This window comes from Enterococcus gilvus ATCC BAA-350 (genome assembly GCF_000407545.1).
Classification (GTDB): domain Bacteria; phylum Bacillota; class Bacilli; order Lactobacillales; family Enterococcaceae; genus Enterococcus_A; species Enterococcus_A gilvus.
This window is the reverse complement of the sequence record NZ_ASWH01000002.1, coordinates 620471-640967: the sequence shown is the minus strand read 5'-3', so window position 1 is coordinate 640967 and position 20497 is coordinate 620471. Positions and strand designations below refer to the sequence as shown.

General features: G+C 42.4%; 25 protein-coding genes and 1 pseudogene. 23 read left to right on the top strand and 3 right to left on the bottom strand.

Going from position 1 to position 20497, the window contains the following annotated elements; genetic code table 11:
• Window positions 1-41 precede the first annotated feature (41 nt).
• From I592_RS18140 to I592_RS20835, 6 genes are all read left to right on the top strand, one after another.
• A complete protein-coding gene (locus I592_RS18140; RefSeq protein WP_010779117.1) occupies window positions 42-695 on the top strand; it encodes a YczE/YyaS/YitT family protein in 654 nt (217 codons plus the stop codon).
• 368 nt (window positions 696-1063) lie between these two features.
• Window positions 1064-1633 carry an alkaline shock response membrane anchor protein AmaP gene (gene amaP, locus I592_RS18135; protein ID WP_010779118.1) on the top strand — a complete coding sequence of 190 codons (570 nt, stop codon included), beginning with the start codon at window positions 1064-1066 and terminating at the stop codon, window positions 1631-1633.
• A gap of 10 nt (window positions 1634-1643) precedes the next feature.
• On the top strand, window positions 1644-1844 hold the full coding sequence (locus tag I592_RS18130; protein ID WP_010779119.1) for a DUF2273 domain-containing protein: 201 nt from the start codon (window positions 1644-1646) through the stop codon (window positions 1842-1844).
• Window positions 1845-1919: 75 nt separating this feature from the next.
• A complete protein-coding gene (locus tag I592_RS18125; RefSeq protein ID WP_010779120.1) occupies window positions 1920-2519 on the top strand; it encodes an Asp23/Gls24 family envelope stress response protein in 600 nt (199 codons plus the stop codon).
• A 39-nt stretch (window positions 2520-2558) separates the two neighbouring features.
• Window positions 2559-2804, top strand: a complete 246-nt coding sequence (locus I592_RS18120) for a GlsB/YeaQ/YmgE family stress response membrane protein (protein ID WP_010779121.1) — start codon at window positions 2559-2561, stop codon at window positions 2802-2804.
• 231 nt (window positions 2805-3035) lie between these two features.
• On the top strand, window positions 3036-3611 hold the full coding sequence (locus I592_RS20835; protein ID WP_010779122.1) for a hypothetical protein: 576 nt from the start codon (window positions 3036-3038) through the stop codon (window positions 3609-3611).
• Between the two features lie 115 nt (window positions 3612-3726).
• On the opposite strand, the gene I592_RS18110 is transcribed toward I592_RS20835, so the two are convergent.
• Entirely contained in the window at window positions 3727-3936 is a 210-nt protein-coding gene (locus I592_RS18110) for a hypothetical protein (protein WP_044926733.1), read from the bottom strand.
• A gap of 411 nt (window positions 3937-4347) precedes the next feature.
• Here I592_RS18110 and I592_RS18105 point away from each other — a divergent pair, with 411 nt between their 5' ends.
• The 5 genes from I592_RS18105 (at window position 4348) to I592_RS18085 (ending at window position 7749) form a co-directional block, all read left to right on the top strand.
• Window positions 4348-5091 (top strand): SDR family oxidoreductase, encoded by a 744-nt coding sequence (locus I592_RS18105; RefSeq protein ID WP_010779124.1) that lies wholly within the window; start codon window positions 4348-4350, stop codon window positions 5089-5091.
• Window positions 5092-5104: 13 nt separating this feature from the next.
• Window positions 5105-5959, top strand: a complete 855-nt coding sequence (locus tag I592_RS18100; protein ID WP_010779125.1) for an aldo/keto reductase — start codon at window positions 5105-5107, stop codon at window positions 5957-5959.
• A gap of 15 nt (window positions 5960-5974) precedes the next feature.
• Window positions 5975-6376 (top strand): MerR family transcriptional regulator, encoded by a 402-nt coding sequence (locus tag I592_RS18095; protein WP_010779126.1) that lies wholly within the window; start codon window positions 5975-5977, stop codon window positions 6374-6376.
• Between the two features lie 32 nt (window positions 6377-6408).
• Window positions 6409-7107: a flavodoxin gene (locus I592_RS18090; RefSeq protein ID WP_044926884.1), complete on the top strand. Its 699-nt coding sequence runs from the start codon at window positions 6409-6411 to the stop codon at window positions 7105-7107.
• Window positions 7108-7170: 63 nt separating this feature from the next.
• Complete coding sequence (locus tag I592_RS18085) at window positions 7171-7749, top strand: histidine phosphatase family protein (protein ID WP_010779128.1); 579 nt, start codon at window positions 7171-7173, stop codon at window positions 7747-7749.
• 28 nt (window positions 7750-7777) lie between these two features.
• On the opposite strand, the gene I592_RS18080 is transcribed toward I592_RS18085, so the two are convergent.
• Window positions 7778-8671: a MurR/RpiR family transcriptional regulator gene (locus I592_RS18080; protein WP_010779129.1), complete on the bottom strand. Its 894-nt coding sequence runs from the start codon at window positions 8669-8671 to the stop codon at window positions 7778-7780.
• A 248-nt stretch (window positions 8672-8919) separates the two neighbouring features.
• On the opposite strand from I592_RS18080, the gene I592_RS18075 reads away from it, so the two are divergent.
• The gene (locus I592_RS18075; RefSeq protein WP_010779130.1) at window positions 8920-9939 is read left to right on the top strand and encodes a Gfo/Idh/MocA family oxidoreductase; all 1020 of its coding nucleotides are present in this window, start codon (window positions 8920-8922) and stop codon (window positions 9937-9939) included.
• 18 nt (window positions 9940-9957) lie between these two features.
• Entirely contained in the window at window positions 9958-10938 is a 981-nt protein-coding gene (locus tag I592_RS18070) for a Gfo/Idh/MocA family protein (protein WP_010779131.1), read from the top strand.
• A gap of 42 nt (window positions 10939-10980) precedes the next feature.
• On the opposite strand, the gene I592_RS21760 is transcribed toward I592_RS18070, so the two are convergent.
• The gene (locus tag I592_RS21760) at window positions 10981-11124 is read right to left on the bottom strand and encodes a hypothetical protein (RefSeq protein WP_010779132.1); all 144 of its coding nucleotides are present in this window, start codon (window positions 11122-11124) and stop codon (window positions 10981-10983) included.
• Between the two features lie 291 nt (window positions 11125-11415).
• On the opposite strand from I592_RS21760, the gene I592_RS18065 reads away from it, so the two are divergent.
• The 10 genes and pseudogenes from I592_RS18065 to I592_RS18020 all read left to right on the top strand — a co-directional run bounded on the left by I592_RS18065 (window position 11416) and on the right by I592_RS18020 (window position 20492).
• Window positions 11416-12396, top strand: a complete 981-nt coding sequence (locus I592_RS18065; protein ID WP_010779133.1) for an aldo/keto reductase — start codon at window positions 11416-11418, stop codon at window positions 12394-12396.
• Between the two features lie 177 nt (window positions 12397-12573).
• Window positions 12574-12987, top strand: a complete 414-nt coding sequence (locus I592_RS18060) for a MerR family transcriptional regulator (RefSeq protein ID WP_010779134.1) — start codon at window positions 12574-12576, stop codon at window positions 12985-12987.
• Window positions 12988-13033: 46 nt separating this feature from the next.
• Window positions 13034-13879: a Cof-type HAD-IIB family hydrolase gene (locus tag I592_RS18055; RefSeq protein WP_010779135.1), complete on the top strand. Its 846-nt coding sequence runs from the start codon at window positions 13034-13036 to the stop codon at window positions 13877-13879.
• Between the two features lie 59 nt (window positions 13880-13938).
• Window positions 13939-14820, top strand: coding sequence for a LysR family transcriptional regulator (locus tag I592_RS18050; protein ID WP_010779136.1), 882 nt, complete (start codon window positions 13939-13941; stop codon window positions 14818-14820).
• 98 nt (window positions 14821-14918) lie between these two features.
• Window positions 14919-15902, top strand: coding sequence for an aldo/keto reductase (locus I592_RS18045; RefSeq protein ID WP_010779137.1), 984 nt, complete (start codon window positions 14919-14921; stop codon window positions 15900-15902).
• A 52-nt stretch (window positions 15903-15954) separates the two neighbouring features.
• On the top strand, window positions 15955-16479 hold the full coding sequence (locus tag I592_RS18040) for a flavodoxin (RefSeq protein WP_010779138.1): 525 nt from the start codon (window positions 15955-15957) through the stop codon (window positions 16477-16479).
• A gap of 17 nt (window positions 16480-16496) precedes the next feature.
• Window positions 16497-16907, top strand: coding sequence for a cupin domain-containing protein (locus tag I592_RS18035; RefSeq protein WP_010779139.1), 411 nt, complete (start codon window positions 16497-16499; stop codon window positions 16905-16907).
• Between the two features lie 67 nt (window positions 16908-16974).
• A pseudogene (locus I592_RS18030) lies at window positions 16975-17283 on the top strand (carboxymuconolactone decarboxylase family protein).
• A 17-nt stretch (window positions 17284-17300) separates the two neighbouring features.
• Window positions 17301-18038: an SDR family oxidoreductase gene (locus tag I592_RS18025; protein ID WP_010779140.1), complete on the top strand. Its 738-nt coding sequence runs from the start codon at window positions 17301-17303 to the stop codon at window positions 18036-18038.
• A gap of 384 nt (window positions 18039-18422) precedes the next feature.
• Window positions 18423-20492: a BglG family transcription antiterminator gene (locus tag I592_RS18020; RefSeq protein WP_010779141.1), complete on the top strand. Its 2070-nt coding sequence runs from the start codon at window positions 18423-18425 to the stop codon at window positions 20490-20492.
• Window positions 20493-20497 lie beyond the last annotated feature (5 nt).

Genomic DNA, 20497 nt, shown 5'->3' with positions numbered 1-20497 from the left:
TATAGGTCGAAAAAGAAATGAGTAAAGAAAGAAGCGTTTAAATGAAAGAGTACAGTGTGCGGTTAATCAAGTTGGTAGTTGGGTTGTTCTTATTTGCGTTGGGGTCCTTTTTGACCATTCAGGCCAATATCGGGCTGGCATCTTGGGAAGCCTTCAGTATTGGGATTGCTAATCTGACGAATCAAACCTATGGAAATATTCTGATCATCAGTGGGTTTGCCATTTTAGTCATCGATGTTGCGTTAAAGGAAAGAATTGGGGTCGGTACGATTTTAAATACCATTTTGATCGGTACCTTCGCGGATATGATTCAAGCTATGGGGATCATCCCGCAAATGACTCATTTTTTACCGGGGGTCGTGATGCTGCTGTTGGGGCAAATCGCCATTTGTGTAGGCAGTTATTTTTACATTGGTGCGTCCCTTGGCTGCGGTCCCAGAGATGCCTTGATGGTAGCTTTCGGGAAGCGAATGCCCAATGTTCCCATCGGTCTCGTTCGAGGAATCATCGAAGGAACGGTCTTGTTGATCGGCTGGCTATTAGGAGCGAAGGTCGGGATCGGGACTGTTATTTCAGTCTTCGGTATCGGCTTTATCCTGGAAACCACATTCAAGATTTTTCATTTTGACGTGACAAATGTCGCCCACGAGAGTGTTGTGGATACGGTGAAGGGACTGCATGGACAGGAATTTTAACTTAAATAAACGGTTTTTCGACACACTCAGCAGTGATTGGCTGGGTGTTTTTTTGTTCTCTTAATTTTTACAAAAAGTTATTTAAAGATTATGAGAGAGGAAGAGAGTGTGTGAGGAGAGAATTACTTTTGAGGGGTTTATAGTCATAAGAATCGATAATTGCGCTTTTTTTGTTCAAAATCTCTATTTATTTTTTTATATACCGTTTGGTTGTAAGCAAATTATTGTTAAAAAAAAATAAAGTAAGTTATGCTTATTTATGAAAGCGAGGAAGAAAAGTGGTGCGACCATTTTTAAAAAATACGAGATAGTTATTTTATAATGATTGCCCAAGAACAATTCATATCAACTCTTTAAGGAGGCGCATTATGAATCGTGGAATAAAAGCAATCGGTATTCTTTTCTCTGTGTTGTTGATGTCAGTATTATTGATGGTAATCGCAATCAGTTCTCCCTATTTGACTCTTCCTTTCGGTATCCGACGAAACAATTTCTTAATGACAACGTTGTCCAACGATTATTTTCGTCAGTATCTCTTTTGGTTAGCTTTAGTATTCGCTGTAGTAGTACTGATTTTTATCTTGTTCCTTATTTTTTATCCAAAGGGAAAACAGACGTTTGTTTTGAAAGAAAACAAAGGCCGTTTATCCTTTAGCAAACAAGCGATAGAAGGATTTGTCCGTTCCAAGATCGAAGGAGTTGGGTTCGTGGACTCACCGCAAGTCAAGGTTCGTGCAACCAAGAACAAGATCAAGGTCAAAGTAAAAGGCAATTTAAATCGAACGTCTGCCCACATCGGAAAAACAGGAACGTTGATGGAAGACATTCAAAAGGAATTGCAGGAAATTTTAGGTAGCCGTGAACAGGTCAAAGTAGATGTCGCTTATACATCATTTGAAGAACATCAGACGACTGAAAATCAGTCACGCGTGAAATAGGAGGGAGCACATGAAAGATTTATTTAATAACTACAAACTCCCAATTATTTTTGGCGGATTGGGACTCATTTTAGCGATTCTGTTTGTATCCATTGGTTTTTTTAAAACGTTGGTGATCATTGTGTTAACAGGATTAGGTGTAGCGCTAGGCTATTACTTTGAACAAACGGGTCTACTTGATGAATTTATGTATAAAAGAAAGAACAAATGAAGCTATCTATGCTTTTCTAAGTGTACTTGGAAGGCATGAAAGATAAATATAATTATATTATAGGAGGAATTGTACATGGTAGAAAATTTTGAAAAGAAAAATTTAAACGAGAAGGCAGAAGCTTCGACACCGACTCATTCAAATCCCACACATAACAATCATGAGTCTGATGAAGTCAAAGGGGAAGTTTCGTACGACGACAAAGTGATTCAAAAAATCATTGGTGTCGCAATCGAACAAATCGATGGCTTGTTAACAGTTGATGGCGGCTTTTTCTCAAACGTTGCGGGCAAATTAGTAAACACAGATAACGTGACTGCAGGTATCGAAACAGAAGTCGGCAAGAAGCAAGTAGCTGTGGATATGGACGTTGTGGTGGAATATGGAAAAGATATCACTGAAGTAGCCAACAAGATCAAACGAGTGGTTCGTGATGAAGTCGGCAAAATGACACATTTAGATGTTATTGAAGTGAATATTCACGTTGTTGATATCAAAACAAAAGAAGAGTTTGAACAAGATAGTGAAACAGTACAGGACAAAGTAACAAGTGCTGCTAAAACAACAGGCGAATTCGCCTCAGAACAAACAGAAAAAGCAAAAGACGCAGCAGGACGCGGAACAGATAAAGCAAAAGAAAAAATCGATGAAAACCGCGAACCGCGTGTCGAGTAATAAATAAAAAATAGTCACTAAAAATAGGAGGAATTAATCATGGGTTTATTATGGTCATTAATTATTGGAGCAGTTATCGGAGCGATCGCCGGAGCAATTACAGGTAGAGGAAACAGCATGGGCTGGATCGCCAACATTATCGCAGGTTTAGTAGGTTCTGCTTTAGGACAAGCATTATTAGGTTCTTGGGGCCCTTCATTAGCCGGCATGGCTCTAGTCCCATCGATCATTGGTGCGGTCATTTTAGTACTGATCGTGTCATTCTTCTTAGGCAGATCAAAATAACGAATCGTTCTAATCAATAGAAAAAACTTTTTAAGTATTCGACTCCAGTCTCGTAATGAGAGTGGAGTTTTTTTCTTTGCTTTAAAAAAATACTCAAATCATTTATCTATTTTCATTAAATAGTTTTTTTTCGTTGGAATACCGCTAGTCAACGGACTAAGTATCTTTTATACTATGAATGAAAGCGGTTGAGTCGAGCGGCTTGCAAAACGTAGTGTTAGGGGGGAACTGATGACGATCAATTATGAAAAAATACAACAGAGCTATGGGGATTACCGAACGGCACGCGTGATTTGGATCACGACATTAAAGGACGAACACCTTCTCAAATGTGATGTTCTCGATAAAGATGGAACGTTACTCTATCGCGTCATTGAACCGCCAGAAAGTGACAATTATGAACTTGCGGACGAAGGAAAATTAACAAAGGATCAAGTGCTGGAGATCGGAAGGCTCATGGAAACAAATAATCCTCTCTATGAATGGGATCAAGAGGATATGGAGGACACGATCCTGATGCTGGGGAGCTTTGGAAAAGAGATGTCGATACAACAATGGATGGCAAAGACCAGCTTTAAAAATCAAGAAACGATGCTGACCTATGTTGTTTATTCTGGTGAATCCCTTGAGGAAAGTCAGCCCTACATTGAGCATTTAGATAAGAAGTTAACAGAAGACGAGATTATCGAGCAACACCTGCTTCAAAAAATACAGCAGGATGAAGAAATCGGCAGCATGGAGGTGACCATTGCCAGATCAGGCATGGTCAGCAGTTACTTTCTTACATTTGAGACGGAACGTGGATAAAAAAAGAGCCCGCTTATGCGCGCTCTTTTTTTGTCGAGTAGAGGGAGTTAGGCCGTTTCATTTACCTAGCTATTGCGAATTACAAACACTTGTCAGCAACTCGTCTGTCACGGCTTCAATAAATTCTGGGATCGATTGCGGTTGGACTAACTAAAAAATCTGATTTCGTGAGGGATAGCTCATCAATGATCAATGCCTCCAACGCCTCGGCAGAAAGAGTAGTGTTCACTCTGTAGATTTTAGTGCCGTAATTCGTCCACTCTGCCTCGTAAACCAAGCCGCCGACACCGCGAATATCGGGCTTGCCGTTATAAAAAAGAACCATGAAATCAAAAATATAGTGTCCTTCACGTGTAATCCTAAAATTCTTCTCGCTTCGATCTATTTTTCGTCCGACCTATTCATATAAGGCGATGGGTTCTCGTCCCCACACATCAGGTTTCTTTTCATCGATGTTATTACTGAGAGCTTTTTTCTTGAAAAACATAACGATCACTCCATTCTTAGAATAACTAATTGATGATGCCTTTTTGGGATACTGTGTTTGGATACTATCAATTATACTGAAAAAAGTCTACAGATAGTGAAATTCGTCTTTTGGAACAAGTGACGGGTAAAAAAACAAGAGTGCTTTCTGATAACTAAGGAGAATAATTAATCGTACAAAAAATAGATTTTCCTCTTGCCTTGAAGTGAACTCCAAGGTGTATGCTTGATTCATCAGGAGGGATTTAGAATGAGAGAAAGCAAAGTAATCGTAATTACAGGAGCTTCCAGCGGCATCGGAGAAGCGAGTGCCAAGCTGCTTGCAGCACATGGGAATCGCGTCGTTCTGGGTGCTCGCCGGGAATCTAAACTAAGGGAAATCGTTGAGGATATCCGAAATAATGCTGGAAAGGCTATTTATCAGGAAACAGATGTCACGGATAATCGGCAGGTCGAGGCCCTTGTTCAGTTGGCGGTGGATACCTTTGGAAGGGTCGATGTATTGATCAACAGTGCAGGGATCATGCCTCATTCCCCATTAAAGGATAAGCGGATCAAGGATTGGGATCAGATGATCGATAGTAATATTAAAGGAACGCTTTATGGGATCGGAGCGGTGCTGCCTTTTATGAATGCACAAAAAAGCGGCCAGATCATCAACATTTCTTCGGTGGCTGGTCATTATGCTCATGCTGGCGGTGCCGTGTATTCTGCGACAAAATGGGCCGTTCGTGCCATCAGTGAGTTTTTGCGGGAGGAAGTGGCGCAGGATGAATCGAATGTTCGGGTCACGATCGTTTCGCCGGGCGCGATCAATACTAATTTATTATCTTCGGTCACTGATCCGACTTTGAAGAAAAACTACGAAACATTTTATGATCATTTTGGCATCTCTGTGGATCGTGTAGCGACAACGATCCAACAAGCCATCGACTTGCCTGACGACGCGGCGTGGAACGAAATTATTATTCGCCCGACAAAACAGGTACAATAGAGGAGGAGCAGCAATGGACAACGTTACATTAAACAACGGTGTGAAGATGCCGATTTTAGGATTTGGTGTTTATCAGATCTCGGACCTTGAAGAATGTGAAGAGATCGTCTATCAGGCGATCACTCAGGGGTATCGTTTGATCGATACCGCGGCAGCTTATGGAAACGAAGAAGCCGTCGGAAAAGCGATCAAACGCAGTGGGGTTCCTCGTGAAGAATTGTTTCTCACGACGAAATTATGGATCAGTGATGCGACGTATGAGGGAACGAAAAAAGCGTTTCAGCGATCGTTGGAACGGCTAGACTTGGAGTATGTGGACCTTTATTTGATTCACCAACCATTGAATGATGTCTATGGTGCCTGGCGTGCGATGGAGGAGCTATATAAAGAAGGCAAAATCAAAGCGATTGGTGTAGCGAACTTTTATCCAGATCGTTTGATTGATTTAGCAGCCTTCAACGAGATCACTCCGGCGGTCAATCAAATCGAAGTCAATCCCTTCTTCCAAAGAGCAGCCGATCAAAAGGCAATGGTCGAAAAGGGTGTGCAGGTAGAAGGTTGGGCACCTTTTGCGGAAGGTAAAAATAACTTGTTTCAAAATGAGCTGCTGCAACAAATCGGGGATCAATATGGCAAATCTGTCACACAAGTCATCTTGCGCTGGCATATTCAACGAGGCATCGTGGCAATTCCAAAATCTGCGAATGTCGCTCGGATGCAGCAAAATTTTGACGTGTTTGATTTTGAATTATCAGCAGAGGACATGGATAAAATAACGACATTGGATCAGCAGAAATCCAGTTTCTTTGATCATCGTGAGCCGGAAGCTGTGGAGAATTTGATAAGTTTAGTAAGAACCACTGAGTGAGAAAGGAGAGAAGACATGAATATCAAAGAAGTCAGTGAAAAGTATGAGCTTTCGGCAGACACCTTGCGTTATTACGAACGAATCGGGGTGATCCCGCCGATTACTCGTGATAAAAATGGGTATCGGGATTTTTCTGAGAAGGATTTGAACTGGGTGTATTTCGCCAAAGTTTTACGCAATGCGGGGGTGTCGATCGAAGGATTGATCGATTATGCCAGTCTTTCTCGCGAAGGCGGCGAAACCTTGGGCGCAAGAAAGGCGATTTTGCAGGAGCATTTGGATGAGGCGGAAGCGAAAATCAGTGCATTAGAAGAAGCGCGGGATTATTTGAAATACAAACTAGATAATTTTGATACTCATATGGTCACTTATGAAAAGGAAAAACTCCAAATCAATAACGAGTTAAAGGAAGAGTGAGGATGCAGCCAACCTGGGAAGGTGGAAAAAAAATGAAAAAACGATTTGGGATTTTAGCAGCGATAGTTGCGGTTGCCACGTTGTCGGCTTGCGGCAATACGGAGAATCAGTCTCAAGATTCAAGTTCTACTGGAAATAAGTCAGAAGATTCGGCTCCTGTTGCTCCAGCGCCAGAGAAATTTAGGAAGTCATTGGTGGTTTATTTTTCAGTGCCGGAAACAGATGATCCTGAAAATATGACCCAAGAAGAGGAAAACAGCGCGGTCGTGATCGGTGGGAAAGTTCTAGGCAATACACAATATGTGGCGCAAACGATCCAAGAACGAGTTGGAGGGGACATTTTCCGAATTGAACCTGACAAAGCGTATCCTACAGATCATGAAGAATTAGTGGATCTGGCTAGTAAGGAACAAGAGGAGGGGGCACGACCAGCATTAAAAGAAAAAATCGAAACGATGGATCAGTACGAAACAATTTTTCTCGGCTATCCAAACTGGTGGGGGGACATGCCCATGATCCTTTACAGTTTCTTAGACGAAACAGATCTCGCCGGGAAGACCATCATCCCTTTTAATACTCATGGCGGCAGTGGTTTTTCCTCTACGATCGATTCGATCAAGAAAGAAGAGCCCAGCGCCAAAGTAATCGAAGACGGCTATTCCGTCAATCGTGATGAGGCCGCCGACAGTAAAGAAGCGGTGATTAAATGGTTGAATGACTTAAACATTTAAAGAGGCTAGGGCGCTGCGAATAACACTTGCAGCGGTCAGCTATTAAGGAAATGGAGTGAAAAAATGAAAACGATCTATTTGATGCGTCACGGGGAGACGTTATTTAATCAACAGAAAAAAATACAAGGGTGGTGTGACTCGCCTTTAACAGAGCTTGGCAAGAAGCAGGCGCTGATCGCGCGGGATTATTTTGTCAGAAACAAGATTGAGCTGGATAGTGCCTATGCCTCTACCTCGGAAAGAGCCTGTGATACGTTGGAGCTGGTGACAGATATGCCTTATAAACGGGTCAAAGGATTGAAGGAATGGTATTTTGGCGATTTAGAGGCAGAGCATGAATATTTGAATCCACCCTTGCCCTACGGTGATTTTTTCACTAAATTTGGCGGGGAAGGGGAAAAGGACTTTCGTGCACGAGTGGCACAGACGGTTCTTGAACTGGCTCGGGAAGATCAGGGGAAAACGATTTTGATGGTTTCTCACGGAGCATCTTGTCGGCAATTTATGCGGGAATGGGAACACAAAACCAAGATAGATCTACAAGGGAGAATCGCAAATTGCTGTATTCTGAAATTCGCCTTTGAAGAGGATCAGTTTGAGTTGCTGGAAATAATCAATCACGATTTTTCACTCATTGTGTAAAGAAAAAGACGAATTTACTTTACGTTTGTTAAGTAAATTCGTCTTTTTCTTTTGATTTGGAAAGTTCTGAGAGTGTTCCTGTTTCGATCCAGGCATTTTTCTTTTTGAATTCTGTCAGATTTTGTTGGAAGTTTTTGGCATATAAAAGGGAAAAAAGGGTATCTAAGAGATACTCAAACGCCACCTGTGACGAAAAGGTGCTGACTTTTATAAAATCCTTCTCTTCTTGGGTAAATACGAGTGCCCGAGTCGCAAGTGGAATCAGATGTGAACGGCTGTTCCCCGTCAACAGCAGTGAAGGAATGTTTTCATTCAAGAAATGTTTCATCATCCGTTCGTACTGCGGCACATTTGCCCGGTAGGTAATAAAAATGGCGCAATCCTTGCTCGTAAGACTGGCAGCGTGCCATTCTTCATCGGCATATTCATCTGCGAGAATCAAAAATTTATTGATCTTGATCAACTTGTTTTGAAAGCTGCGTGCGCGAATTTGGGAATCCCCCTGTGCAAATAGAAAAATTCGATCGGCGTTCGCTAATAGATTTGCTGCATCATCCAAAGCCGGTTCATCGAGCTGAGCGTAGGTCCGTTGCACAGTGTTGATCGTCAAATCTGCCAGCTTTTTAGCGATTTCTTTTGTAGAATCTTGTGCTGTAAAAGGGAAATTAGCATCTACTGGATCAGCCCGATAAAGGTCACTGTGGGCTACCTCAGAGATTGCCACGCGGAAATCCCGAAATCCTTCATACCCCATTTTTTTCGCCAGACGAATCACTGAAGAATGGGAGGTGTACGTGTCTTTGGCCAAATCAGCGACATTGATGGCCGGGATCGTTGGCAAATGCTGCAGGATATAATCCGCAATCCGTTTTTCCGTAGTGGTCAAGTCATTTTGCAGCCGCAACTTATCGATTAATAACATGGGTGTCACCTTCTCCTTTGTCACTCCATTTATTTTGGAGGGTACTCTTAACAGGTATCATAACGTATTTTGTTGGTTTCCAGAAGAATTCTCTCTAGTTTGTAAAAATTTCTGGTAGAAATGTTCAGAAATCGAAGCAGTTTTCGCGAATGCGTGAATAAAACGACCTGTTTTGCTGAAAAGGCTTCTCAATAAACGGGTTTCTTCTATAATAAAGGTAACAACAAAAAATTTGGAGGGATCTACACATGCTGACGATTGCCTATATCGGAAACGGAAAAAGTACAAATCGGTATCACTTGCCATTTTCTACGAAACTACCAGAAAAAATCACCGTCAAAACAATCTACTCGCCAAGTGGGCGGATCACTTGGGAGAAAAATCCCGGCACGACGTATACATCGGACATCACTGACATCTACAATGACCCAGAGATTCAATTGGTCGTGGTGACAACGCCCAGTCCGCTGCATTTCAAATTAGGCAAAGAAGCGTTGGAGCACGGAAAAAATGTCCTGATTGAAAAACCTTTTACAGAAACCTCTGACGAAGCCAAGGAATTGTACAGATTGGCGGAGAAAAAAGGATTATTTGTCCAATGTTATCAAAATCGCCGTTATGATTCCGACTTTTTAACCGTTCAAAAAGTAATCGAAAGTGGTGTGTTAGGGGATCTTTTAGAAGTCGAGATGCACTACGATTACTTCCGTCCAGAAGTACCAGAGAGTGTTGAAACCTTCTCTATTGGAACGAGCTACCTGTATGGGCATGCGTGCCACACGCTGGATCAAGTGATCTCGTATTTTGGTCGCCCGGATGACGTCCACTATGAGGTTCGCCAGCTTTTAGGCGACGATCGGATGAATGATTACTTTGATTTGGATTTGTTTTATGGTCGTATGAAGGTTTCAGTGAAATCGAGCTATTTCCGTCTAAAGGAACGTCCTAGCTTTGTAGTCTATGGCAAGAAAGGTGTCTTTGTGAAGGAGACCAAAGACCGCCAAGAAGAACACTTGAAAATGTTCTATATTCCAGAAAACAAAGATTTTGGGATTGATTTACCGGAGCATTACGGGACATTGACGTACATGGACGAGGAAGGGACCTACCATGAAGAAAAGGTCGTTTCTGAAATTGGCGACTATAGCCGCGTCTACGAGGATATTTATGACACGCTGATCAACGGGAAACCTAAAGTTGTCAAAGATGAGGAGACACTGCTGCAAATCGAGATGCTGGAAAAGGGTATCCAACCACTCACACGATAAAGAAAGCGAGGAAAAAACATGAATTTAGCCATTTTTGGTTCTGGGAAAATCGTGCAAGAATTTTTATCGATCACGAAAGATTTATCGGAGATTCAATTAAAGGCGATTTTAGGAACAAAAAGAAGCCAAGAAAAAACGGAAAAATTAGCTGAGGAATACGGAATCGATGCCGCCTACACGGATATTGAAGAATGCTTAAAAAGCGACGCCTTCGACACGGTGTATGTAGCGGTGCCAAACCACCTTCACTACAGTTTTGCAAAAAAGGCCTTGGAGGCAGGAAAGCACGTGATTTGCGAGAAGCCCTTTACTTTGAAGTATGGGGAATTAGTGGAATTGGAAACCCTCGCATCAGAAAAAGAGGTAGTATTAGTAGAGGCGATCACCAACCAATATTTGAAAAACTACCAAGGAATCAAAGAAGCGAGCCAGAAAATCGGCGCATTGAAAATCATCGAATGCAACTACTCGCAATATTCCTCGCGCTATGATGCCTTCAAAGAAGGAACGATTTTGCCAGCCTTCGATCCGAAAAAGGGCGGCGGCGCCTTGATGGATATCAATATCTACAACATTCATTTAGTGGTGGGACTGCTTGGTAAACCAAAAGACGTTCGCTACTTAGCCAACATCGAACGAGACATTGATACGTCTGGCATGCTGCTGCTGGATTATGGCGATGTGAAAGTTGTTTGTATTGGTGCGAAGGATTCACAAGCGACCATTCGCTCAACCATTCAAGGGACAGAAGGATCGGTCGTGGTGAATGGACCGACGAACACGTTAGACAGCTATACGACAGAAAAACTTTCAGGAGAAAAAGAGACCTTTGATCACAAAGATCATCCACACCGCATGTTTGATGAGTTTAAACTCTTTAGCCAAGTGATCGATAAAAATGATCAAGCATTTGTAAAAAAACAATTAGAGCATAGCAAAATCGTAATGGCCATCGTTGAAGCCGCGATCAACGATGCTGGAATCGTCTTGGGAGAATAACAAATAAACCGCACAGGATTTTACTCCGTGCGGTTTTATTTATTATTGTCCCCAATAAAATAACCCGTAATAGAATAAATAGCCCCATCCAAACATCCCGTGGAAGAAGGCCCAAAAAAGACTGTGCCATTTTCTATAAGAAACGATAAATGCAAGGATATTTCCTAATCCGATTGCTGAATTCATTGGTCACCTCAAATTTTTCTTATTTAAATAACGTATAATGAATAGAGAATAGTATTATATAAAGAATCGTGTTGTATAGATTACGTGTCGTTTGGATAACAAAAAAAGAAGAATCTGGCGCTTAGATTTCACCGTAAAAAGAGCGTTCTAGGAAAAGCAATTTTTTCAAGAACGTTCTCTATACTAAAAAGGATAAAGACAAATTGAAAAAAAGGCAATCTTTTTAATAAAACGCTTGCCTTAAAGTGGACTTCAACGTGTATGGTATAGAAAAGAAAGGTGTGGAGACGAATGGATTATGTGAAGTTGGGAAATACAGGATTGGATATTTCAAGAATTTGTTTAGGTTCTATGAGTTTTGGCGATCCGAAGAATTGGATTCATGAGTGGGTATTGGAAGAAGAAGAGAGTCGTCCCTTGATCAAGAGAGCGCTGGAGTTAGGGATCAACTTTTTCGACACTGCTAACGTCTATTCATTAGGAAGAAGCGAAGAGATTCTCGGGAAAGCATTGAAGGATTTTGCGACGCGTGAGGAAATCGTTCTGGCGACAAAGGTTCATCAAAAAATGTTTGATGGGCCAAATGGGCAAGGGCTGTCACGAAAACATATCATGGCGCAAATTGATCAGAGTTTGCAACGGCTTCAGACAGACTATGTTGATCTTTATATCATTCATCGTTGGGACGAAAATACGCCGATCGAAGAAACGATGGAAGCACTACATGATGTAGTGAAATCGGGCAAGGCTCGTTATATTGGCGCATCCGCGATGTTTGCGTATCAATTTCAACAGGCAAATCATGTGGCTGAAAAAAATGGCTGGACAAAATTCGTATCGATGCAGAATCATCTGAATTTGATCTATCGGGAAGAAGAGCGGGAGATGATCCCTTATTGCCGCTCAGAAAAAATCGCGTTGACGCCCTACAGTCCGATGGCCTCTGGACGGTTGCTCCGTGACCGCGCTCAAGTGACGAAACGCAGCACAACAGATACCGCACAAAAAGCAAAATATGACGAAACAGCGGAAAAGGATCAGGTGATCATTGATCGTGTCGCTGAATTAGCAGAAAAATATGAAACGAACCGGGTCAATATCGCACTCGGCTGGGTGCTGCAAAAAAATCCCGTCGCAGCACCAATAATCGGAGCGACTAAAATGAAGCATATCGAGACGGCTGTTGGTGCAGTGGATTTCAAGCTCTCAGAAGAAGATGTCCGTTATTTGGAAGAACCGTATGTTCCTCATCGAGTCGTAGGACATAGCTAAAATCGAAGAAAAGCACTAATCGTTTTACAAATAATCAATAAAAAAGGGCGTATATCAGAAATGCGGATGCTATTATGCAAAGCTCCCTTTATTCCGAACCTTAAGACTGATAGAATTGAACGAATAGGATGGTTATTATAGAGTGAAACGGCAAAACTTAAAAAAGGAGCGGTGACTATGAATATTTCAGAAGTGGCTGCGAAGTTTCATATGACGCCAGCGACGATCCGTTACTATGAGAAGCAAGGGCTGCTTCCGCCGATCACCCGAAACGAGTTGGGTATTCGAGACTTTCAGGAAGAGGATATTAAGTGGGTCGAATTTATTAAGTACATGCGCGATTCTGGCCTATCCATCGAGTCATTGGCGAGGTATTCAACCCTCTATCAACAGGGCGATGCGACGTTATTGGAACGGAAGGAAATCTTGATTCAGGAGCACGAAAAATTGGTTGAGAAGCAGAAGCTGATCCATGCGACGATTGCTCGCTTAGAACAGAAATTGGATAATTACGATCACATGATTCAAGTCTGTGAACCGCAATTTTCACGAAATCATAAGATTTTTGGGATAGACCGTGTAACCAGATAGAATCTGAAATTGTACAAAACGTTATTTTAAAATGATGGGGGATAAAATGGGAAAAGTAGTGTTTTTGGATATTGATGGTACCTTGTGCAATGAAAGCGGACGTGTTCCAGAAAGTGCAAAAGAGGCGATCCAGCAAGCCTATGAACAGGGGAATCAGTTTTATTTATGTACGGGAAGGTCAAAAGCTGAGATTCCTGACGATGTGCTTGCACTGCCGATCAGCGGCATTATCGGTGCTGGCGGAGGCTATTGCGAAGTGGAAGAAGAAGTTATTTTACACCGTGTATTTGATGCGGCTGAGCTGAACAAACTGATCCAGTTCTTAGAGGCGCATCAGGTAGAATATTACCTTGAATCGAATCAAGGATTATTTGCGAGTGCCAACTTGAGAAAGCTGCTCATTCAGCTTACGTTGGGAGAAACGGCGGAGGATTCACCAGAAGGGCAAGCAAAAATCCAATCGGTCAAATGGTTTTTAGATTTGCTGATTGAAGATCCCAGCAAAATCGACTATGAAGACGTGAACAAAGTGTCTTTTGTGAATCAATCGATTCCTTATGAAGTCATTCATGAGGAATACGACGGTGATTTCCAAATGCTGAGAAGTACCGTTTCGGCCTTTGGTCCTGACAGCGGGGAGATCGGGCTGAAGAACATCAATAAACGAACAGCTATCGAAACGCTCCTGCAGCATATTCAACGGGAAAAGGCTGAATGTATCGCCTTTGGAGATGGCGTGAATGACATCGACATGTTTGAAGCCGTGGCCCTGGGAATCGCAATGGGCAATGCAAAAGAGGAACTAAAAGCTGTCGCGGATGAGGTCACGCTGTCTCATGATGAGGGCGGTATCGCCTATATGCTTGAGAAGCTGGACCTTATCAACGCGTAAGCTTTTTAATCCTCTAGGCTAATCTGCTATAGTGAAAGAAAAGTAAAAAGGCGGAAGTTATGGAAATCAGACTTTTACGATATTTTTGGGCTGTTGCACAGGAAGGAAACATCTCTCGTGCTGCTCGGATCTTAAATATCACCCAACCTACATTGAGTCGTCAAATCAAGGAGCTGGAAGAAACGGTCGGTGCACCGCTTTTTCATCGTGAAAAGAATCGGTTGAGTTTGACAAAAGATGGGTATTTTTTGAAGGAACGAGCCGAGGAAATCTTGGCGTTGGATGAGAAGCTGGAACAAGCCTTTTCTGCTCAACGAAAGGAGCAACTAAGCGGAACGATCGCCATTGGTTGTGTAGAAGCGGACAATTCAGACACCGTGGCTATGCTTTTGGAGGAGCTGGTCAGCGACTATCCTCAGATTCAGTTCAATCTAGTTACTGGAACGAGTGATGATATTTCTGATCGCCTAGAAAAAGGAATTCTAGATCTAGCAGTTTTGCTGGAGCCGATTGATTTGAGGGAAGTGGAGACCCTTCTGTTGCCTCGGGAAGAGCGATGGGGAATCCTCGTTTCTAGAGAATTATTTATCGCGAAAAAGGACGTACTGACTCCTGAAGATATCAAAGGGCTGCCGTTGTTATGCTCAAGTCGTCCAGAGGTCCAAAGGCTACTTGCAAAATGGTCGGGAAGTCCGTTTGAGCAACTGAATGTTGTTGGAAATTTCAATTTGATATTCAATGTTTTGCCTTTGGTGGATCATAAAGTCGGGGCAGCGCTAACCGTTGAGGGGGCGATTTCTGATCGGAAATTAGAAGAATCCGTCTTTATCCCGTTGTATCCCACAGTCAAAACAAACTGTGTATTGGTTTGGAAAAAGCGTCTGCAAACGCCGGCTGTACAAGAATTGATCAACCGCTTCAAGTATGCTTTTCAGCTATAGTAGTATGCTGATATAAGCATTAGATAGTAGGAACAATGAGCTGTATTCTGAATGTATTCAGAATATCGCTCATTTTTTTTTATGAAGGAGGCAATTAGATGAAAAAGAGAACACTTGGTCAACAGAAGTTGGAGGTATCAGAATTAGGGTATGGCTGTATGGGGCTGAATCACCATCGTGGACCTGCCAAAGAGCCAAAGGAAATGGCGCGCGTTGTGCAAGAAGCCTTTCACCAAGGCGTCACAATGTTCGATACCGCAGAAGTGTATGGTCCCTACACAAATGAAATTCTCGTGGGAGAAGCTGTCAAAGATTTTCGAAAAGACATCGTCCTCGCTACGAAAGGGGGATTTAAGATCGACGGGCAATCCAATTTTCCCGACAGCAGTAAAAAAACGTTAAGAGCCTCTTTGGAAGGGTCACTTAAGCGGCTGCAGACCGACTATATCGATTTGTACTATATTCACCGAGTGGACCCCCATACTCCTATTGAAGAGGTGGCGGAAACCATCCAGCAATTTAGAAAAGAAGGCAAAATTCGCCATTGGGGGTTGTCTGAGGCAAGCGGAGATACGATCAGAAAAGCCCATGCCATCGAGCCTCTAACAGCAATTCAAAGTGAGTACTCGATCTGGTGGCGCGCGTTAGAAACGGATATTTTTCCGATTCTGGAAGAATTAGGGATAGGTTTATTGGCCTATAGCCCATTAGGAAGAGGCTTTTTGACCGGAACAATGACGAAAGAATCTATTGCTAATGAAAACGACAACCGTGCAGAGCTGCCGCGCTTTACTCAAGAGGCAATGGCGGCCAACCAAGGGGTTCTTGACCTGATCCATGAAATCGCCAAAAAGAAAGAAGCCACTTCTGCTCAAATCGCGATTGCTTGGATCTTAGCACAAAGAGAGTGGATCGTTCCGATTCCGGGCACCACAAACAGCAACCGATTAACTGAAAATAACCAGGCGAGTACGATTGCCTTTACGAAAGAAGAATTAAGCCAGATGAATCAAGCCGTGGCTGCGTTGACGATCGTTGGCGATCGCTATCCGCAATCAGAGAAGGAACGGACTGGAAAATAGAAGGTCTATGACTTTAATCAATAGTGAAGGACTATTTGAAGGAGGCTGTGCGATGACTTCAATAATAATTTTTTTCTCTCGAGCAGGAGAAAACTATATTGATGGTAAGAAAAAAATGATTTCGGTCGGAAACACCGAACGATTGGCCAGGATAATCAGTGAGCAGACACAACTAGCCGCGTATTCGATCCGTCCTATTGTTCCCTATCCAGTTAATTATGAGGAAGCCGTGGAGCAGGCAAGACTAGAAAAGTTACAAGCTCAACGAGTGGACTATCAGAAGGACCCGATCGATTTAGAAAAAATTAAGACCGTTTTTCTTGGTTTTCCTAATTGGTGGGGAACCTATCCGCGGATCATTCAGACTTTTTTAGCAGATCATGAGTGGAAAGACAAAGTGATCTATCCCTTTTGTACGCATGAAGGCAGTGCTTTTGGTTCAAGTCTGGAGGAGCTGTCTCTTGTCTGCAGCGGTGCGGAGATCAAAACCGGGTTAGCGATTCGCGGATCAAAGAGTGAACGCGCAGATACTGCGATAAAAAATTGGTTGCTTTCTTATTCGAAACAACAATCATGAAACAGGAGGAAAAAAGAATGGTAAAACATAAAGAAGTTGAAAATGGCGTGATTTTTCCCGTTGGCGAAAAGAACGAAGCGTATGCGGAATTTTTTGTCGGTCAAAGCTATCTCCATCCACTGATCGCTGATCCGACGGTTGACGTAGGTGTTGCAAACGTGACCTTTGAACCAGGTTGCCGCAATAACTGGCACATTCATCACGAGGGCTATCAATTATTGTTAGTTACTGGGGGAGAAGGCTGGTACCAAGAAGAAGTCAAAGAAGCACGTCGTCTAAGTGCAGGAGATGTGGTCATCACCCATGATGGGGTCAAGCATTGGCATGGCGCCGCAAAAGACAGTTGGTTTGAGCATATCGCTATTACAGCAGGCACGCCCGAATGGTTAGAGCCTGTATCGGATGACTGGTATGACCAACTAAAATAAGAACTTGAATAAATAAAGTAAACCCAAATTGCAAAAAAAGTTTACCTTAAAGATAGGAGCATAGCAAATGGAAAAACAAACAGCAGGAAGAGAATGATTAGGTGAATTTGCCCCGCAGTTTGCAGCGTTGAATGACGATGTATTATTTGGAGAAGTATGGGCTAAGGAAGACGAGCTTTCCGCCCATGACCGCAGTATGATCACCTGTTCAGCCTTGTTGGCGATGGGGGCACCTCAATTAGAAGCACATCTAAAAATAGCAAAGAAAAATGGCGTGACAAAAAAAGAAATCGTCGCATTGATCACACATCTCGCATTTTATGCGGGGTGGCCAAAGGCGTGGAGTGCGTTCGCGTTAGCAGAAGATATTTTTTAACAGAATTGAGGGATAAAATGAATAAAACTATAGAAGGAAAAGTTGTGGTGATCACAGGGGCCTCCTCTGGAATTGGGGAAGCTACTGCAAGAATGCTGGTTAATGAAGGGGCGAAGGTGGTATTGGGCGCCCGGAGAGAAGAAAAGTTGCAGCAATTAGTAAAAGAATTCGGAGAAACGAGTGTTTACGCTACTACAGATGTACGGAAATCTGAAGAAGTCGAAGCTCTAGTTGACTTAGCGGTAAAAACTTTTGGAAAAGTGGATGTATTATTTGCGAATGCTGGAATCATGCCGGCTAGCAATATGAGCGAGCTAAAAACAGAAGAATGGAACGACATGATCGATTGCAATATCAAAGGAGTTTTAAATGGTTTAGCCGCGGTGCTTCCTCATTTTACCAAGCAAAAATCTGGGCATGTATTAGCCACAAGCTCAATTGCAGGGTTAAAAGTCTTTCCAGGAAACGCTGTTTATACCGGGACAAAATTTGCGGTACGAGCGATCATGGAAGGCTTCCGAATGGAGTCTGCGTTGGAAAAAACGAATATTCGCACTACAACGCTTTATCCAGGAGCCATCTCAACGGAATTATTGTCTACGATTTCTACACAAGAAGTCAAACAAGGGATGGAAGAGTTTTATCAAATCGCCATCACTCCTGAAGCAGTAGCGAAAACCGTCCTGTTTGCTATTCAGCAGCCAGACGAGGTGGCTATCACAGAAATGACCATTTTGCCAAGTGTGCAGGCGTAGAAAAAAGAAAATGCAGTACCTGAATGTTTAAGCCATTCAGGTACTGTATTTTTTTGTGTGCTCTTCATTTATTGACTTGATACAATCTGTTATTTTATGATTAACGTTCGATTATTTATTGTTTAGATAGCAGAAGAAAAGGCAACGGAACGGCTCTTTTTTCATGAGCAATCAGGTATCTTAAAGTAGAAAAGAGTCGTTGATAAAAAAATAAACGCTTCTGAATGACGCATAAAATAACGGATTTAAGTAAGGCTCTTTATAAGAAGAAAAACATCTTTTTTAGGTTGCGCTTACATTGTTGCCAAAAAACATTGCAAAAATCTCTACTTATCAAGAAAAATAAAGGGTTATATACTCACCTTAGACGAGAGGAAGATATAAATGAAGGATCGAACAGTTAATATATTACGTATTTTTATAACTTCTGATTATCCTGTCACTTTGGCAAAGCTGGAGGAAGAATTTCATACAAGCACCCGAACCATCCGAAATGAGTTGCGAGAAATCAATCAATTTTTGGTGGAAAAACACTTTTCAGAAATCAAAAATCTGAGAAAAAGAGGGTATCGACTGGTTTTATCTTCAGAGGAAAAGAAGTCCCTGTTGTCTCACTTAGGTGCGACAGAGGAGACGCAATATTTGGATCGCGAAAATCGGATGTTTGATTTGATTCTTTCTTTTTCATTGAGCAGGAAGCCCGTCTTCTTGTATCAAAAAGAAGAGGATTATCAAATTTCGAAAAGTACGCTGGATGAAGACATGCGTCGGGTCAGGAACATGCTTGCGGAATATGGGATCGAGGTACTGAGTGTCGCGAAGCAAGGCATCGTATTGAAGGGGGCAGAGCGGTCGATTCGAACGATGATATATGAGGTCATCAATCGTTCTGTAGGTGTTATTTCTCCGCAGTCTGAGCAAGAATTTTCGGTTAATCGAAGGATTTTGTCCAGTTATCTTTCGGAAGAATTGTTTGAAAAGCTGGATCACTTGTATGCGTCGTCTGTGAATTTGGAAGAAGACGCGATTTATCGTAATCAGATGCTGGTCTTTACCGCCGTTTGGCTGAATCGTTATTTACGAGAAGACCTTATCGCAAGTTCTGCGTGGGAGGCACCGGATACTCCTCAAAGTGAGATTCGAGATTTTGTAACAGCAATCTGCGAGACTTTTCAGCTCTCCCCTCCAGAAGTGGAGATCAAATACATTGTTTTTATGCTGAATACCTTCAATTCGCGGGACATGAACAATTCGATCGAATGGGTTCAAGCGCAATTGTTGTCGATCCAGTTGATGCAGTTTGTTGAGGAAAAAACCAAAATTCCTTTTTCCAGAAAAGAAGAATCCTTACAGGAAGGCCTCTACAAGCATTTAGTCGGCATGATCAATCGAGTGAAGAGCAATATCCAGATCGTCAATCCGCTGAAAGAAACGGTCAAAAAAAATTACTGCAATATATATGCAGCGATCCAACAATTTACTCCGGCTATCGAACAAGTAACGAAGAAAACGTTGAGTGAGGACGAGCTTGCCTTTCTCACCATTCATTTTTCGACTTCGGTCAGTTCGATCAACCAAGACCTCCACTACATCTATAAAGCAGTAGTGATCTGCAACCACGGGGTAGCGACTGGCAAGCTGTTGTCTGAAAATTTGAAAGAGTTATTTAATATCGAAGTGTTGGCCGTATTGAGCTCTAGAGAAGTAGCGTTGATTGAAAAATTGGATGTGGATTTGATCTTTAGTACGGTGGCGATTCGTTATTCAGAAAAGCCGGTTTTAGAGTTAGAACCCATTATTAAAGAAGAAAGCAAACGCCGAATTACGGCATTCTTAACAGAAAATCAAAAACTTAAACGTTTGGTCAATCATCAAGATTCGACACATCTATTTTCAGCACTGATCGAGACCGTTGAGAAGAGCGGGGGAAAAGTGACTGAAGGTATTTACAAAGAATTGGAAACGCTTTTTGATCAAAACCATTTAACGATAAACAAGAAGGAGATTCAGCCGATGTTAGAAGATGTTTTAATAGACAGCAACATTTTATTGAATGAGCAGGTGAAGACTTGGGAGGAATCTATCCAGCGAGTGTCGGAACCGTTGATTAATGAGCGGGTGATCGAGCCAAGGTATGTCACGGCGATGATCGACTCAGTAAAGGAGTATGGTCCGTATATCGTAATCGGGAAGTACATCGCATTGGCCCACGCGCGGCCGGAAGACGGGGTCAACCGCTTAGGCGTGAGTGTTGCTACGATCAATGAACCGATCGCATTCGGAAATGAAGAGAACGATCCCGTGAAAATCATCTTTTGTCTGGCTGCGGTGGACTCCTACTCTCACTTAAATATCATGAAGAGTCTGATCGCTCTGATCAATGATGAAGAGAAGATAGATCGTTTAAGCAAAGAAACGGATGTCGATCGTTTCAAGGAAATTTTATTTAGTTAACGGAA

Bases quoted from the DNA above. Each gene is read 5' to 3' on its own strand.
- I592_RS18140 (WP_010779117.1), top strand. From the start codon at position 42: ATGAAAGAGTACAGTGTGCGGTTAATCAAGTTGGTAGTTGGGTTGTTC.
- amaP (WP_010779118.1), top strand. From the start codon at position 1,064: ATGAATCGTGGAATAAAAGCAATCGGTATTCTTTTCTCTGTGTTGTTG.
- I592_RS18130 (WP_010779119.1), top strand. From the start codon at position 1,644: ATGAAAGATTTATTTAATAACTACAAACTCCCAATTATTTTTGGCGGA.
- I592_RS18125 (WP_010779120.1), top strand. From the start codon at position 1,920: ATGGTAGAAAATTTTGAAAAGAAAAATTTAAACGAGAAGGCAGAAGCT.
- I592_RS18120 (WP_010779121.1), top strand. From the start codon at position 2,559: ATGGGTTTATTATGGTCATTAATTATTGGAGCAGTTATCGGAGCGATC.
- I592_RS20835 (WP_010779122.1), top strand. From the start codon at position 3,036: ATGACGATCAATTATGAAAAAATACAACAGAGCTATGGGGATTACCGA.
- I592_RS18110 (WP_044926733.1), bottom strand. From the start codon at position 3,936: ATGGTTCTTTTTTATAACGGCAAGCCCGATATTCGCGGTGTCGGCGGC.
- I592_RS18105 (WP_010779124.1), top strand. From the start codon at position 4,348: ATGAGAGAAAGCAAAGTAATCGTAATTACAGGAGCTTCCAGCGGCATC.
- I592_RS18100 (WP_010779125.1), top strand. From the start codon at position 5,105: ATGGACAACGTTACATTAAACAACGGTGTGAAGATGCCGATTTTAGGA.
- I592_RS18095 (WP_010779126.1), top strand. From the start codon at position 5,975: ATGAATATCAAAGAAGTCAGTGAAAAGTATGAGCTTTCGGCAGACACC.
- I592_RS18090 (WP_044926884.1), top strand. From the start codon at position 6,409: ATGAAAAAACGATTTGGGATTTTAGCAGCGATAGTTGCGGTTGCCACG.
- I592_RS18085 (WP_010779128.1), top strand. From the start codon at position 7,171: ATGAAAACGATCTATTTGATGCGTCACGGGGAGACGTTATTTAATCAA.
- I592_RS18080 (WP_010779129.1), bottom strand. From the start codon at position 8,671: ATGTTATTAATCGATAAGTTGCGGCTGCAAAATGACTTGACCACTACG.
- I592_RS18075 (WP_010779130.1), top strand. From the start codon at position 8,920: ATGCTGACGATTGCCTATATCGGAAACGGAAAAAGTACAAATCGGTAT.
- I592_RS18070 (WP_010779131.1), top strand. From the start codon at position 9,958: ATGAATTTAGCCATTTTTGGTTCTGGGAAAATCGTGCAAGAATTTTTA.
- I592_RS21760 (WP_010779132.1), bottom strand. From the start codon at position 11,124: ATGAATTCAGCAATCGGATTAGGAAATATCCTTGCATTTATCGTTTCT.
- I592_RS18065 (WP_010779133.1), top strand. From the start codon at position 11,416: ATGGATTATGTGAAGTTGGGAAATACAGGATTGGATATTTCAAGAATT.
- I592_RS18060 (WP_010779134.1), top strand. From the start codon at position 12,574: ATGAATATTTCAGAAGTGGCTGCGAAGTTTCATATGACGCCAGCGACG.
- I592_RS18055 (WP_010779135.1), top strand. From the start codon at position 13,034: ATGGGAAAAGTAGTGTTTTTGGATATTGATGGTACCTTGTGCAATGAA.
- I592_RS18050 (WP_010779136.1), top strand. From the start codon at position 13,939: ATGGAAATCAGACTTTTACGATATTTTTGGGCTGTTGCACAGGAAGGA.
- I592_RS18045 (WP_010779137.1), top strand. From the start codon at position 14,919: ATGAAAAAGAGAACACTTGGTCAACAGAAGTTGGAGGTATCAGAATTA.
- I592_RS18040 (WP_010779138.1), top strand. From the start codon at position 15,955: ATGACTTCAATAATAATTTTTTTCTCTCGAGCAGGAGAAAACTATATT.
- I592_RS18035 (WP_010779139.1), top strand. From the start codon at position 16,497: ATGGTAAAACATAAAGAAGTTGAAAATGGCGTGATTTTTCCCGTTGGC.
- I592_RS18025 (WP_010779140.1), top strand. From the start codon at position 17,301: ATGAATAAAACTATAGAAGGAAAAGTTGTGGTGATCACAGGGGCCTCC.
- I592_RS18020 (WP_010779141.1), top strand. From the start codon at position 18,423: ATGAAGGATCGAACAGTTAATATATTACGTATTTTTATAACTTCTGAT.